This is a genomic window from Selenomonas sp. FC4001 (assembly GCF_000701565.1).
GTDB classification, from domain to species: Bacteria; Bacillota; Negativicutes; order Selenomonadales; family Selenomonadaceae; genus Selenomonas_A; species Selenomonas_A ruminantium_B.
In genome coordinates, this window is sequence record NZ_JNJF01000004.1 from 25,415 (window position 1) to 40,356 (window position 14,942).

Annotated in this window: 15 protein-coding genes; 14 read left to right on the forward strand and 1 reads right to left on the reverse strand. The window is 54.6% G+C overall.

All coding sequences use genetic code 11. The features are described from left to right. Position 1 precedes the first annotated feature (1 nt). From T320_RS00110 to radA, 6 genes are read left to right on the forward strand one after another with little or no spacing between them, the layout of a single operon-like run. Complete coding sequence (locus tag T320_RS00110; protein ID WP_026760904.1) at positions 2-454, forward strand: CtsR family transcriptional regulator; 453 nt, start codon at positions 2-4, stop codon at positions 452-454. A gap of 17 nt (positions 455-471) precedes the next feature. After that, positions 472-1,020 carry a UvrB/UvrC motif-containing protein gene (locus T320_RS00115; protein ID WP_026760903.1) on the forward strand — a complete coding sequence of 183 codons (549 nt, stop codon included), beginning with the start codon at positions 472-474 and terminating at the stop codon, positions 1,018-1,020. After that, positions 1,013-2,092 (forward strand): ATP--guanido phosphotransferase, encoded by a 1,080-nt coding sequence (locus T320_RS00120; protein WP_037351803.1) that lies wholly within the window; start codon positions 1,013-1,015, stop codon positions 2,090-2,092. The genes T320_RS00115 and T320_RS00120 overlap by 8 nt, the downstream gene beginning before the upstream one ends. Before the next feature lie 2 nt (positions 2,093-2,094). Continuing rightward, positions 2,095-4,596 (forward strand): ATP-dependent Clp protease ATP-binding subunit, encoded by a 2,502-nt coding sequence (locus T320_RS00125; RefSeq protein WP_037351805.1) that lies wholly within the window; start codon positions 2,095-2,097, stop codon positions 4,594-4,596. Continuing rightward, positions 4,583-4,708, forward strand: coding sequence for a hypothetical protein (locus tag T320_RS15025; RefSeq protein ID WP_255327075.1), 126 nt, complete (start codon positions 4,583-4,585; stop codon positions 4,706-4,708). Before T320_RS00125 ends, T320_RS15025 begins: the two co-directional genes overlap by 14 nt. A 50-nt stretch (positions 4,709-4,758) precedes the next feature. Continuing rightward, on the forward strand, positions 4,759-6,147 hold the full coding sequence (gene radA, locus T320_RS00130; RefSeq protein WP_037351807.1) for a DNA repair protein RadA: 1,389 nt from the start codon (positions 4,759-4,761) through the stop codon (positions 6,145-6,147). On the opposite strand, the gene T320_RS00135 is transcribed toward radA, so the two are convergent. Further along, positions 6,144-7,388 (reverse strand): nucleotidyltransferase, encoded by a 1,245-nt coding sequence (locus tag T320_RS00135; RefSeq protein WP_037351808.1) that lies wholly within the window; start codon positions 7,386-7,388, stop codon positions 6,144-6,146. The two genes, radA and T320_RS00135, sit on opposite strands and share 4 nt — an antisense overlap. Before the next feature lie 139 nt (positions 7,389-7,527). Here T320_RS00135 and mnmA point away from each other — a divergent pair, with 139 nt between their 5' ends. The 8 genes from mnmA (at position 7,528) to T320_RS00175 (ending at position 14,882) form a co-directional block, all read left to right on the forward strand. Beyond that, positions 7,528-8,613, forward strand: a complete 1,086-nt coding sequence (gene mnmA / locus T320_RS00140; RefSeq protein WP_026760885.1) for a tRNA 2-thiouridine(34) synthase MnmA — start codon at positions 7,528-7,530, stop codon at positions 8,611-8,613. Between the two features lie 69 nt (positions 8,614-8,682). Beyond that, complete coding sequence (locus T320_RS00145; RefSeq protein WP_037351810.1) at positions 8,683-9,513, forward strand: NYN domain-containing protein; 831 nt, start codon at positions 8,683-8,685, stop codon at positions 9,511-9,513. Between the two features lie 3 nt (positions 9,514-9,516). Then, the gene (locus T320_RS00150) at positions 9,517-9,918 is read left to right on the forward strand and encodes a DUF3783 domain-containing protein (RefSeq protein ID WP_026760883.1); all 402 of its coding nucleotides are present in this window, start codon (positions 9,517-9,519) and stop codon (positions 9,916-9,918) included. A gap of 4 nt (positions 9,919-9,922) precedes the next feature. Then, positions 9,923-10,789, forward strand: a complete 867-nt coding sequence (locus tag T320_RS00155) for a hypothetical protein (RefSeq protein ID WP_037351812.1) — start codon at positions 9,923-9,925, stop codon at positions 10,787-10,789. Between the two features lie 48 nt (positions 10,790-10,837). Next, positions 10,838-11,752 (forward strand): ABC transporter substrate-binding protein, encoded by a 915-nt coding sequence (locus T320_RS00160; protein ID WP_037352405.1) that lies wholly within the window; start codon positions 10,838-10,840, stop codon positions 11,750-11,752. 1 nt (position 11,753) lies between these two features. After that, positions 11,754-12,512 (forward strand): ABC transporter ATP-binding protein, encoded by a 759-nt coding sequence (locus T320_RS00165; protein ID WP_037351815.1) that lies wholly within the window; start codon positions 11,754-11,756, stop codon positions 12,510-12,512. Next, a complete protein-coding gene (locus T320_RS00170) occupies positions 12,512-13,261 on the forward strand; it encodes an ABC transporter permease (RefSeq protein ID WP_369793423.1) in 750 nt (249 codons plus the stop codon). Before T320_RS00165 ends, T320_RS00170 begins: the two co-directional genes overlap by 1 nt. A 4-nt stretch (positions 13,262-13,265) precedes the next feature. Further along, entirely contained in the window at positions 13,266-14,882 is a 1,617-nt protein-coding gene (locus tag T320_RS00175) for a hypothetical protein (RefSeq protein ID WP_156032672.1), read from the forward strand. The last annotated feature ends 60 nt before the right edge of the window (positions 14,883-14,942 follow it).

The following is a 14,942-nucleotide window of genomic DNA, read 5'->3' on the forward strand; positions in this document are numbered from 1 at the left end:
AGTGAGCAATATTGCCGATTTGATTGAAGCTTATATCCTGCGGCAGCTGGCTACCCAGCAGGACGGCAAGGTGGAGCTGCGGCGCACGGATATCGCCGACGAGATTTCCTGTGCTCCTTCCCAGATAAGCTATGTGCTGTCCACCCGCTTTACCCAGGACAAGGGGTTCGTGGTGGAGTCCCGGCGGGGCTTAGGCGGGTTTATCCGCATTGTGCAGGTGCCGGTCAAGAACATGGTCTACGAGGATATGCTCGCGGCCATTAAGCCGGATACGGAACTGCCGGTGGTGCAGTCCATGATTAAGTATCTTTTGCAGCACGAGATGATTACAGGGCGGGAAGCCTCTCTGATGATGCAGTTTGTGGTATCCATCTTCCAGTCGGATTCCATTACGGACAAGGAACGGGTGCGGATGCTCAAGACCATGCTGCTGACCTTGGAAAACTTCTCGTAAGGAAAGAGGGACTGTGTATGTTATGTGATGATTGCGGCCGCCATGAAGCGGTTGTACATATTACCCAGATTGGGCCGAACGGCCGGGTGGAAAAGAATCTTTGCGAGGCCTGTGCAGCCGGTTACAGCGAGTTTGCCGGAGTGCCGCATCAGGATAAGCGCAATGTATCGGTGGATGATTTCTTGCGGGGCATCTTCAGCAACGCTGCGGTGCAGGAGGATAAGGCTACCAATGAGGAGGGGGAACTGGTTTGTCCCCGCTGTGGCATGAGCTATCGGGATTTCAGCCAGCAGGGCAAAATCGGTTGTGCGGCCTGCTATGCTACCTTCCGTCAGCAGCTTGAGCCCATGCTGCGCCGTATCCATGGCTCCAGCGTTCACCGGGGCAAGATTCCCCATCGCAGCGGCGGTACCTTGGAACTCAAGCAGAATATTGCGCTGCTGCAGCAGCAGCTGAAAATCTGCGTCGAGCAGGAAGAATACGAAAAGGCCGCAGAACTGCGGGATAAGGTACGGGCCATGAAACAGGAACTGGCCGCCAAGGAGGGGGGCAGAAACAATGGTTGAAGCATTGTTGCAGGATAGCCGGCTGAGCTGGCTTCAGTCGGGCGGCGCTGACCGTGATGTGGTCTTGGCCAGCCGGATTCTGCTGTCCCGAAATCTGCGGGATTTGCCCTTCCCTAACCGGGCCGACCTTTATGAACTGGCCAAGGTGGAAGAACGGGTGGCTGCCGCTGTTCCCGCTTTGCAGAATGTGATTGGGGAGAATCTGCAGGCCGTGCAGATGGAAAACCTCTCCAATCTGCAGCGTGAGGTTTTGCGGGAAAAGCAGCTCATCAGCGAAAAGTTGCTGCGCAATCCTCAGCATCGGACGGTTTATGTTGCCGACAGTCAGGCGGTCAGCCTGATGGTAAATGAGGAGGACCATATCCGCATCCAATGCGTGACGGCAGGACTTGATTTGGCAGAGCCCTTGAAAAAGGCCTTTGCCATTGATGATATGCTGGAAAGCCAGTTGGATATTGCCTTTGATGAAAAGATGGGCTATCTGACTTCGAGCCCCACGAATCTTGGGACGGGCCTTCGGGCTGCGGTGCTCTTGCATCTGCCTGGCCTTGTCTTTACGCGGAATGTCAGCAGCATCATCAACATTTCGCCGCAGTTAGGGTTGGCGGTACGGCCGCTCTATGGTGATGATAAGGAACAGCCGGGCTGTCTCTTCCAGATTGCCAATCAGTTGACGCTCGGTTATTCGGAGCAGGAACTTATCGACAATCTGCGGGGCGCCGTGACGGAAATCGTGGCCCACGAGCGCCGGGCACGCAAGGCTTTGGCCCTTTATATGAAGGAGCGGCTTGAAGATGAGGTATGGCGGGCTTATGGTACGCTGTCTTATGCCCGCCTGCTGTCGGAAAAGGAAGTGCTGGAACTGCTTTCCCGTCTGCGGCTGGGCATGGATTTGAAACTTATCCGAGGCTTAGCGCCGGAATGTTACGGGCAGATGCTTTTGGCCAGCCGTACGAGTTTTTTGCAGAACCTTGCCGCCAATGAAAATCTCTCCAAGACGGAAATTGACAGATTGCGGGCTCAACATGTGCGCCGGATTATTGAGGAGCATCAGGTGAGCCTGGAGGAATAACTATGGACTATCGCAATCACTTTACCAACCGGGCCATCAAAGCCATTGAGTTTGCCCAATACGCGGCACGCGATTTGGCGCAGGATTACATTGGCACGGAACATATATTGCTGGGCCTGCTGCACGAGCGCGAAGGCCTGGCTGCCAAGGCCATGGGGGCTCTAGGCATGAGCTTTGAAAAGGCCGCGGCGCAGATTAAACGCATTGCTTCCCAGGAAGCGGAGTATCCTTCGGATAATCCTTACTATACCCCTAGAGCCAAGCGGGTTATGGAAGGGGCTTTTGAGGAAGCCCAGAGTCTGGGGCACAGCTATATCGGCACGGAGCATATTCTCTTGAGCCTGCTCGAAGAAACAGAAGGGGCAGCAGTGGAAGTGTTGGAGCTGATGGGCGTGAACCCGGATGATTTGCAGGATGAAATCATGGACCGCATTGACGCCCAGCAGCCTGACGGGGAGGAATGTCCCCATGAAGCCAAGCGGGGCCGTCATTCGCGGGACGGCATGCCCCTGCTGAAAAAATACGGCCGTGACCTCAATAAGATGGCCAAGGATGCCCAGATGGACCCGGTAATCGGCCGGGAAACGGAAATTCAGCGGGTGATTCAGATTCTTTCCCGCCGCACGAAAAATAATCCCGTGCTCTTAGGTGAGCCCGGGGTGGGCAAAACCGCCATTGCCGAAGGTCTGGCCCAGCGTATTGTGGAGGGCACGGTCCCCTATATGCTGCAGGAGAAGCAGGTGTTTTCCCTGTCCATCACTTCGTTGGTGGCCGGAGCCAAGTACCGTGGCGAGTTCGAGGAACGCCTCAAAGGCGTAATCGAGGAAATCCAGCGTGTGGGCAATATCATTCTGTTTATTGATGAGATGCACACTTTGGTGGGGGCTGGGGCCGGAGAAGGTTCCTTAGATGCCGCAAATATCCTGAAACCTGCCCTGTCCCGTGGTGAGATTCAGGTTATTGGCGCGACCACTTTGGATGAATACAAGAAGTATCTGGAAAAGGATGCGGCTCTTTCCCGCAGGTTCCAGCCGATTATGGTGGAGGAACCCACGGAAGAGGAGGCGGAAAAGATTCTCTTTGGCCTGCGCGGCAAATATGAGGAATTCCATCGGGCGACCATTGAGGATGAAGCAGTGAAGGCGGCGGTGCATCTGTCGCATCGTTATATCACCGACCGCTTCCTGCCGGATAAAGCCATCGATTTGATGGATGAAGCGGCCTCCAAGGTACGCATGGGGCAGGTTGCGCCTACGGAAACCATTCAGACATTGCGTGAACAGTTGAATCAGACCTTGATTGAAAAAGAAGCGGCCATTACCGCCCAGGAATATGAGCGGGCGGCCAAATTGCGGGATAAATATCTGCAGTTAAAGGACGAACTGGCTGATAAACAGCAAGTTTGGGAGAAAAAGGGCAAGAACCATATTACGGTGACGGCCGAGGATATTGCCTCTGTAACTGCCCAGTGGACGGGAATTCCCGTGAGTCAGCTTGCCGCATCGGAATCGGCCAAGCTGTTGAAACTCGAAAAGATATTAGGCGCGCGGGTTATCGGCCAGAGCGAAGCGGTCAAAGCCGTGGCCAAGGCCATCCGCCGGGCTCGCTCGGGCTTAAAGGACCCCAAACGTCCGATAGGTTCCTTCCTGTTCTTAGGGCCGACTGGCGTAGGCAAGACGGAACTTGCGCGGACGCTAGCGGCAGCGCTCTTTGGTTCGGAGGAAGCCATCATCCGCTTCGATATGAGCGAGTATATGGAAAAGCATACGGTTTCTCGCATGGTCGGCGCGCCTCCGGGATATGTGGGCTATCAGGAAGGTGGCCAGCTCACCGATGCAGTGCGCCGCAAGCCTTATTCCATCATCCTGCTCGATGAAATCGAAAAGGCCCATCCGGATGTGTTCAACATCCTGCTGCAGGTACTCGATGACGGCCGTCTTACCGATGGGCAGGGCCGCACGGTGGATTTCCGCAACAGTGTGATTATCATGACCTCCAATGCCGGTTCCAATCTGCTGAAGAAGGCCAAGACCTCTATGGGCTTTGCGGTTAATGTGAAGGATGAGTGCGAGGCTGAGGAAAAAGCGGCTGAGAAGCGGGTGCTGGATGCGGTGAAGCATGTATTCAAACCGGAATTTTTGAACCGTGTGGATGAACAGCTGGTGTTCCATCCGCTGGCCCGTCCGGAATTGGCTAAGATTGTGGACATCCTGCTGCAGGATGTGAAGAACCGTCTGCTCGAAAAGGATATTAAGCTCGAAGTCAGTGCTTCGGCCCGGAATAAATTAGTGGACGAGGGCACGGATTTCAAATTTGGTGCCCGCCCGCTGAAGCGTGCCATTCAGAAGCTGGTCGAGGACGAAATCGCCGAAATGCTGCTGCAGGGTAAATTCAAGGCAGGTGATACCATTGCCGTCCGCAAGAGCGGCAAGGAGCTTGAGTTTAGCAAAAAGGATAGGCGCGTAACGAGACGGCGCAAGGTGACAGCCAATGTCCCGCAATAAGCTCACCCCCCAGGGACGCGGAGGCTGGCTGCTGAACTTCGTGGCCAATTTCTTCTGGTCCATAGTCTGGCTGGGGCGCAGTATCATTAAAATCGTCAAAAAGAAATTGTAAAAGCAAGAGCAGGCAATGACCTGCTCTTCTTAGTGAAGGATGGATGATTAGTGGCCAAAAAGAAAAAGACAGTTTTCGTCTGTCAGGATTGCGGCTATGAGACCCCTAAATGGCTGGGAAAATGTCCCGGCTGTGGGGCTTGGAATACGATGGTGGAAGAAGTCGTAGCTCCGGAAACAGGCGGCAGCTCGGGAAGCGGCGGCCTGCGGCTGGGCCTTTCGGATGCGCAAAAGCCACAGCCCATTGGCGAGGTGGCCATTGAGGACTTGCCCCGCTTTGCTACAGGCTCGGAGGAACTCGATAGAGTCTTGGGCGGCGGCGTTATCCCTGGCTCGATGGTGCTGATTGTCGGTGACCCCGGCGTGGGCAAGTCGAGCCTGACCCTGCGCGTCTGCGCTGATGTGGCGCGGGCTGGCCGCAGTGTCCTCTATGTTACGGGCGAGGAGAGCACGCGGCAGGTGCGTATGCGCGGCGACAGGTTAAATGCCATTGCTGATAAACTCTATGTGGTCAGCGAGACCAATATGGAGACGATTGAAGCGCATATTGAAAATACCAAGCCGGAGCTTCTAGTTATTGACTCCATTCAGACCGTTTTCAAGCCTGAGGTACAGAGTGCGCCGGGCAGTGTGTCACAGGTGCGGGAATGTGCCGTGGATATCTTGCGCATTGCCAAGAGCAAGGGCATTGCCGCCTTTGTCATCGGCCATGTGACGAAGGAAGGCAATCTGGCGGGCCCGCGGGTGCTGGAACATATCGTGGATACCGTGCTCTACTTTGAAGGTGAGCGCAATGCCGAGTACCGTGTACTGCGGGCGGTCAAGAACCGTTTCGGCAGTACCAATGAATTGGGGCTGTTTGAAATGCGCGATGTCGGTCTTGTGGATGTGCCGGATGCGTCCAAACTTTTCCTGTCGGATAGGGAAGGGGACAGCGGTACGGTGATTATCCCCACCGTGGAAGGCACAAGGCCATTGCTCGTGGAATTGCAGGCATTAGTTGCGCCGACTCCCTATGTGCCGCCGCGCCGCACGGCCGATTCCGTGGATATCAAGCGGATTCAGCTGCTGCTCGCGGTACTTGAAAAGCGTGTCCATCTGCAGGTGGGCGCCTGTGATGTGTATGTAAAGGTAGCGGGGGGCATCAAGATTGATGAACCTGCCGCGGACTTGGGGATTTGCGTGGCTATGGCGTCGAGTTTTGCCAACCGGCAGATTCGTTCCAAGACGATTGTGTTTGGTGAAGTGGGGCTGTCTGGTGAAGTGCGGGCTGTAGGCCAGGCCGATGTGCGCATCAACGAAGCTAAGCGCTTAGGCTTTGAGCATGTTGTCCTGCCAATGAAGAATTACCGTCAGCTGGCCAAAGAAATAAAGGGCATCAAGCTCTATGGCGCTGAGACCATAGGTGATGCCCTAAAGCTTTCCATGCCGCGCAGTTAAGTTTTGCTGAAGACAGGCGACTGCTGGAAGTCATTGCGCGGCGCAGGAATTTCGCAGGTCAGGCTGCGCAGTTCTGTGGCAATGGTGTCCAGCCGCAGCATTTGTTCCAAGGGCGTGAGGCTTTTAAGAGCTTCGCGCCTTTTATTGGTGGTCAGGTATTGACTGGTTTTGGTAATCAGCGGGATGGTGCTATGGGTTTTGATGTCCTTTAAGCACCTTTTCCCCGCGGAGCTCGCGGCCAGCAGGCGGGCGTAGAGGGGGCCTGACTTGTCAAATTGGGCGATGGCTTCTTTGTCGATGCCGAGCAGGAGGTAGAGCAGGGTGCGGGCAATGCGGCTGGCGGGATAGCGCTTGGTGGTGACGGCCCGAATGAGTTCCTGCCAGTTTTCGGCGGTTTTTGACAGGTCAAATATGCGGTTTTCCAGTCCCTCATTGATGCCGTGGATTTTCTGTAAATCCGCGATTTGACTGGTCAAAAGTTTGGCCTGCAGGGGGAGGTAAAGCCGGTTCATATTGGGGAGTTGCCAAGTCAAATTCTGACATGTCAAAAAATGACTTGTCAATTCATAGGTGGCCGGAGGCAATACGGCGGCTAAATCAGCACTATTATCGCCTGAATACAACACCTGACGGATGGCGGTGGCACTGGCAAAATGTCCCTGCAGTTTTTTATCGTGGTAGCCTGCTCCCTGGCGGGGAATCAGCAGAGGCTTTATGGGAGCGTTTAGTTTTTGCAGGCTGCGCAGGTATTCAATGGCTAAGATATTGTTGGGCTGGTGCAGAAGTTCATGCGTATCGTCATCCGTGGCTAAAACTTTTGTAAGCGCCTGGGCATAGGAAAGGCCACTGGCGATGTTTTCGTGGAGCTGGCTTTGAAAGTCTGGACTGTCAAGCTGCGCGGCGAGTCTGGTGAGCAGGGGCAGGTCATCCGTTTCTGCGCCGAAGGCCAGCTGCGTGACGATACCCAAACGGCTTAAAAGTTCCACGCCGCCGCGGGCAAAATCCTGAGCGCTGCGGCAGGCGAAGGCAAAGGGCAGTTCGAGTACGATATCGCAGCCGCTTTCCACGGCGCACTTTGCCCGCTGCCATTTGTCGAAGATTGCAGCTTCCCCGCGCTGGGTAAAACTGCCGCTTATGACGGCGATAATCAGGGAATCGCCCTGCTCTTTTATTTTATTGATTTGGTAAAGATGCCCGTTGTGAAAGGGATTGTATTCCGCGATAATGCCTGTAACCTTCATAAGCCTGCCTCCGTAGTATTATATTTCTAGTTTAACATGGTTTGCACCGGTAGAAAAGTGTTGAGCCGGAGCCGTAAATATGTTATGGTAGATAAATATAAACATAGTGTAGTTATAGGCATTAAGAGGTGTATGATATTTGGATAAAAAGACAGTAGCCGTGGCCATGAGCGGCGGCGTGGACAGCTCCCTGACAGCGGCGTTGCTTTTGGAGCAGGGCTATCAGGTGCTGGGCATTACCATGCTGCTGACGGAGGAAGGCCGCAGTGAGACGGTAAATGTGGCGGCTGGTGAGGAGCCGGACAGTGTGCGGGACGCCAAGAAGGTGGCAGCTGCCTTGGGCATTGAACATCATACGGTGGATTTTCGTAAGGAGTTTCAGGAAAATGTCATTGACTATTTCCTGAGTGAATATGCCAAAGGGCGCACGCCGAATCCCTGCGTGATGTGCAATCCGTCCATGAAGTTTGGCCTGTTGCTCAAAAAGGCGCAGGAACTCGGAGCCGACTTTTTGGCAACGGGTCATTACGCCCGCATTGGCCAGCTCGATAACGGCCGTTATGTGGTGAAGAAGGGCCTTGACGAGTATAAAGACCAGTCCTATGCCTTGCACCGTTTGCCGCAGGAATCGCTGCAGCATATCCTGCTGCCCTTGGGCGATATGACCAAGGAGCATGTGCGGGAACTGGCGGAGAAGATGGATTTGCCGGTGGCGCATAAAGCAGAGAGTCAGGAAATTTGCTTTGTCCCCCATGATGATTACAAGGCGTTCTTGAAAAAACATCGGCCCAAGTGCCTGCGCAAGGGCAATATTGTCAATGATGAAGGAAAAGTGTTGGGCAGGCATAACGGCGTGCCCCTTTATACCATCGGCCAGCGCAAGGGGCTGGGCATTGCAGCACCGGAACCGCTCTATGTGCACAAGCTCGATATGCAGCGCAATGAAGTGGTCGTGGGCGGCAATCAGACGGTCTTTGCCAAGGGCCTTTTGGCAAGTGACGCCAACTGGATTGCCATTGATGGCGTCGAGGACGGCATGGAGTTTGGTGCCAAGATTCGCTACGGCAAGCGTGAGGCAATGGCTAAACTTTCCATGCAGGAAGATGGTCTGCTCCGGGTGGAATTTGCTGAGCCGCAGCGGGCGGTAACTCCCGGCCAGTTCGTGGTGTTCTATCAGGATGATGTGCTGGTGGGCGGCGCTATGATTGAAGAGGCGATACATTAAAAGCAGGATTTTTCTTTCGCGGGTCGAATTATACAACTTGTGTATAGTATCAGTTGAAGGAAGGATTTTATGACCTTAGATTCCAGTAATGAAGTGGTGGCCATTCTCTATGATATTGAGAATGCCCCCTTTGAAATGTTAAATTATACGTTGGGAAAGGCGCGGCGGTACCAGCCCTGCCGCACCATTGTGGTGTCCGATTGGGAGGCCCGCCCGGAACAGAAGCGCTGGGAAAAACTCATGCGGCGGCCGGGCTTTACCTTCCGGCAGATAAGCCGTACCTATCAGGGTAAGAACTCGTTGGATTCGGCCATTTACGATTCGGCCAAGCTCCTCTATGATGAGGGGGTGCGGCGGTTCTTCATCATCACCACGGATTCGGATTTCGTGCGGATTGCCGAGTATCTGAACTCCGATACGCCTTCCTATATCATCGGCGTGGGCACCAAGCAGGCCAGCGAAACCCTGCGCAATGCCTATGATGAGTTCTTTGTCTATCCGCCGGAGGAAAAGGAGAAAAAGACCGCCCGCAAGACCAAGGTCGCAGCGGCGAAGGAAAGCGAGGCCAAGCAGGAAAAAACGGTCAAAGCTGCCGTGAAGGAAAGCAAGGCCGCAAAGTCGGCGAAAACCACTAAAACTGCCAAAGCTGCCAAGACGGATAAGGCAGCCGAGGTGGAAAAAGCAGAGAAGACAGCAAAACCTGTCAAGTCTGCTAAAGCCGCCAGACCTGCGAAAAAACAGAGCCCTGTGGTGAACTTGCCCGAGGGCACATTGACAGTGAACCTGCCGCGCACGCTGCGCCAGTCCCTGCAGGAACGGCAGACAGCTGAGGGCGTGTCTATGGACGAACTGGTGACCTATTTGCTGATGCGGGGCATGGCCCGCTGGGTGGAGGACTGAGGTATGAAACGGCAGGAACAGGTATTATTCTATCAATTTCGTGACGAAGAAAAACTGGCATTAGCCTGCAAAACCCTCCATAAAATGGGCATCGCAACCAAAATTCTGCAGCCGGAGAACTGGCGCGAGAAGGTGGGCTATCTGTTGGGGGCCAAGGGCTTCCAGCCCGCCAAGGTCAAGGAAGAGGATGATTTTGTCTTCCCCCATGAGGTTATGGTGTTGCAAAATATCCGCAACAAGCGGTTGGATGAGGTACTGCTGGCTCTGAAGGAAGCCGGTGTGCCCCATATCCGCTTCAAGGCGGTGGTGACACCCTTTAATACCCTGTGGACCCTCAGACGGTTGTGTGAAACCATGCAGCGGGAACACGGGGCTATGATTGAACAGGAGAAAGAGACGGTTTGACTTTATGAAACCAGAAGATATGGATAAAACCCAGCTGATGCGGCCCGTGGACGGCCAGAGTCAGGGGGCGGCAAGGGTTAGGAAATTTGATACCCAGCCTTTGCCAGCGATTCATGATGAGGAAACAGGCGGCATTCAGCCTGCTTTTCCGAAGCAGAATACAGGGGAGAGCGACAGCTTCCGCGGTGTGCGGGAACTGCCGCCGGAGAATATTCCCCCGAAAAGGGAAAAGCCCGCGAACAAGGGCTTTTTTACGGCGGGGAAAAAGAAGGGCTTGCTGCTGACTGCCTGCTTCGCAGTGGCGCTGCTTGGCGGCTTTATGCTGGCCGGTTACAGCCAGGACCATTCGGAAGCCAAACAGAACCAGCAGCAGATGGAGCGTCAGCAGATGCAGGCTAAGGAGAAGAAGCTGGCTGACCAGGAGGCGGACTTAAAGGCCCGCCGTCAGGAATTGGAACGACAGAAGCAGGAGCTGCAGGCCCGGGAAAGAGAACTGGAGGAGAAATCCAGCCGCGCCAAGGGCCGCAATGAGGCCATAACGAGCCAGGCGCCGGATTCGGCCCTGGGCAAGCTCGTGGACAAGGTTACGGGCAAGGAGGCCAAGCGTCAGGACCAGCTGCAGCAAAACGAGAAGGTTTCTGCGCAGGCGGACAGTGATGTGGCCAAACTCAAGCAGTCCATTGCCGAAGCCCAGAGCATGCTCGATGATGTGGATGCCAAGCTCGATACCGTGTCGGAGATGCAGCAGGAGGCCAGCCGCATAAAGGCCAAGGCCGAAAGCGCCTATGCGGAAAACAAGGATGTTATTGATAAAGCTGTTTACTATGCCAAGACCGGGGCAGATTTCCTGTCCCAGTGGTTCACAAAATAACAGAATGAAAGGGAGCAGGAGAAGTTGAAGAAATACGCATTACTGATTATGACCATGTTGTTAGTCGGATTGCTGGCAGGCTGCGGCGGTCAGCAGGAGGCCAAGAAGGACTTACAGCCCTTGACCATCGGCCTGATGCCGGATACGGATTCCCTGCCGTTTATCATCGCGCAGGAAAAAGGCTACTTTAAGGAAGAGGGGCTGGAGGTCAACATCCAGCAGTACAAGAGTGCTATGGACCGTGATTCGGCGCTGCAGAGCGGCAACCTTGACGGTGCCATTTCCGATATGTTGGCTGTGGCTTTTGCCAAAGACGGCGGCTTTAATGTGAAGGTAACGTCCTTCACTGATGGCAGCTATAAGCTGATTGCAAGCAAGCAGTCCGGGGCGAAATCCGTAGCTGACCTCAAGGGTCAGGACGTAGCGGTTTCCCGCAACACCATCATTGAGTATGTGACCGACCAGATTCTGGCCAAGGAAAATCTGCCGGAAGACAGCATAAATAAGGTGATTATCCCGCAGATTCCCACCCGTCTGGAAATGCTGCAGAATGGCAAATTGGCTGCGGCAACACTTCCCGAACCGATGGCCAGCATTGCCGTGCACAATGGCTGCACCTTTGTAACGGGTTCTGACGAACTGGGCATCAATCCCGGCGTCATCATGTTCACCGCCAAGACCACCAATGACCGCCGTGCAGAACTGGCTGCCATGTATCGGGCTTATAACAAAGCTGTGGATTATCTCAACAACACGCCGCGGGATGAGTACATTGACCTGATTGTGGAAAAAGGCGGTTTCCCGCCGACGGCCAAGGAGGCTTTGAAGCTTCCTGAGTACCATCATGCAACCCTGCCCAAGGAAAGTGATGTGGTGGACTGCGTGAAGTGGCTGAAGAGCAAGGGCCTCATCAAGAAGAATTATACCTATGCCGATTTTGTCGTGGATGTTTTGAACAAGTGATATGATTGCCATTGAAGATTTAGCTGTTGCTTATCAGCGGCAGAAACAAGAACATAACGCATTGCAAAATGTCAGCCTTACCGTTCCGCAAGGAACGGTTTGTGCCGTTATAGGCCCTTCCGGCTGCGGCAAGTCCACGCTCTTGAAGGTGGTGGCGGGGCTTATCAAGGATTATACTGGCACGGTGCGCATTAACGGCGGGGAAGTGAGTCCCAAGAAGCTGCGCATTGGCTTTATGCCCCAGAACTACGGCCTGCTGCCCTGGCAGACGGTGGCGGAAAACATCTGTCTGGCCTGCCGTATCAAGGATGGCTGGAGCGAGGAGAAGGCGGCTAAGATGGAAGCTCTGTGCCAAAAATTGGGGCTAACGGATTTACTCAACCGTTATCCGCAGGAACTCAGCGGCGGCCAGCAGCAGCGTGTGAGTCTTGCTCGCGTGTTTTTGCTGGAGCCGGATATTTTGCTAATGGACGAGCCCTTTTCGGCGCTGGATGCCATCACCCGCGAGGAAATGCAGGATGTGTTCCGCGATTTGTGGGAGGAAGCAGGCATTACCACAATGCTGGTGACCCATTACGTGGAAGAAGCCCTGTATCTGGGCCAGCAGATTGTGCTGATGTCCGGCAGCCCCGGCACTGTGGCGGAAGTCATGGAAAACCGCTGGCAGGGCAGCCGCCAGTGGAAGACCACCACGGAATTTTTCGCCAAGAGTCAGGAACTGAAGGAAAAAATCAAGGCCATGGGGGCGCGGACGCTATGATGAAAAAAAGTAAAGTCGTATTGCGGGCCTACCTTTTGGGCATGGTATTCCTGCTGCTCGCATGGCAGCTGGCGGCCTCTTTGGTACAGCTGCCCATTATTCCCGAACCTTGGCTGGTCTTTGAGCGGCTCGGCGAAATCTTTGCCGATAAGATTGCCATTCATGCGGCCTACAGCCTATGGCGCATCATGGCGGGCATCATGCTGGCGGTGACCATCGGCTATCCATTGGGGATTCTTATGGGCTATTTTGCCAAGGTGGACCGCTATCTGGCACCACTGGTCTATCTGACCTATCCCGTGCCCAAGATTGCGCTGCTGCCGATTTTGATGCTTCTAGCCGGCATTGGGGAAATGTCCAAAATCATCATGATTTTCCTCATCGTGGTGTTTCAGATTGTGGTGGCTCTGCGGGATGGCATTCGCGCCATTCCGGCGGAGACTTATTATCCGCTGTATTCGTTGGGCGCCAGATTTCGGCAGGTATTCCGTTATATTTTGGTGCCTGCCACCCTGCCCAATTTCATCACCGCCATCCGGGTGGCCATGGCTACGGCGGTGTCGGTGCTGTTCTTCACGGAGACTTTTGGCACCCAGTATGGCATGGGCTATTTCATCATGGATGCCTGGCTGCGGGTGAATTATCTGGAGATGTACACGGGCATTGTGATTCTGAGCCTTATCGGGCTGCTGCTCTTTGGCCTGCTCGACCTCATGGAAGGGCGGCTTTGCCGTTGGCAGATGAAATGAGGTTATGATGAGAAAGTTTGCATTATTTTTGGTCCTTTGCGCCGCGGTATTCGGCCTGCTTTATGGGGCAAAGTTCTGTCGCGACACTTTCGCCCAGACCGACGGCGGACTGGCCGTTGTAACGGTGAACAACTTAGGCCGGACGGATGGGCGGGTCCTGGAGGATGTACAGCGGACGGCAGAGGCTTTTCCCCAGTTCATGGAGGAAAAGTTTCAGGTTAAGTTGCAGCGTCCTACGCAAATCTGGGTGGGTGCTGATACCGCCCAATATCAGGAACTCTTAACCAAACGGCTCGGCATGGAGGAGAAAAATGCTCCCCAGAAGGCCCAATATACCAATGGTCAGTCCTCGGGGCGCAAGGCCATGGTGGCCATTGACGGGACTCGGAAAAAGCTTGGGGACAGCAGTGAGTGCATCAGCACTACGGCCCATGAGCTTTTTCATCAGCTGCAGTATGAGCTAAGTGACGGCCGCAGCGGCTATGAAAATTCCCTGTTCTGGCTGGAGGAGGGCACCGCCGATTACGCCGGTGCGCTTCTCTGTGAAAAGCTGGGCGGACGCTCGGTGGACAAGTGGTACCGGGATGCCCGCTTCACGCTGCAGAATGCCAGAAATGTGGCCAGCGTGGGCCAGCTGCAGCACACCACGGAAGCGGAACGGCTCGACATGATGACGACCCAGGCCAAGCATTATACCTTGGCGGATGTCATGACCATGTATCTGCTGAAGCAGTATGGCGGCAGCCAGCCGGAGCAAAAGATTGTGGCCTATTATAAGGGCATGGAAAAGGGCGAGGCCGAGCAGGTCTTTGCCCAGACCTTTGGGGTGGAACTGCCTGTATTTTTGCAGGAGTTTTCCCAGTGGTGGCAGAAGGAGCTTACGGCACCGGCCGAGGTGGACACGGTTATCCGCTCGGGGGCAAATGAAGCAGTTGCACGCCAGTTCCTGCAGCAGGTCAATCTTTCGCGCCAGTGGCTCAAGAGAAATTGGGGGCAGGATTTACATGGCCACTATCAGCTGGTGCTGGTAACGAGCCCCGAGGATTTTGCTGCGGCCATGGAGGAATATTGTCATGTCAGCCGGGAAGAAGCCAAAAAGACGGCAGATGGCAGCGTCTGGGCGGAAAACAACAGCACCGTGTTTGTAAATCTGGCCCGGGTCGAGGACAAACGACAGGCTATTTTTGTCAGTGGTACCATGATGAGCCGCCTCTTTATGATGCAGCAGCTGGGCAACGACAGCAGCGGTATGGCCTGGCTCTTGCGCGGAGGCAGTTATGTAGCCGGCGTTGGCAGGCTCGTGGAAGATGGGCAGGGCACTTTGCCTGCCTACCAAAAGGCTTGGCGCAAGGAACTGCGGCAGAATGCGCCGCTGCCTGCTGTGGACAAACTGCAGACCCCTGAGGACTTGCAGACGGCCATGAACCAGCACGGCAATGACCAGGTCAGCCGCCTCTGCGAGTACGCTGCGGCAGAACTCGTTAACCGCTACGGCTGGGCAAGTCTCTACGCCTGGCAGACGGCCACTCGTCAGTCCGGTGACGGCAGGCAGGCCTTTAGCAAGGTCTTTGGTCTGACACTGGCTGATTTTGCCGCGCAGATTCATTTGATGATTTATTGAGAAGCAAACTGCATAAGAGAAAATACCTAGCGGATGGTTGACAAGTCAAATTTGACTAGT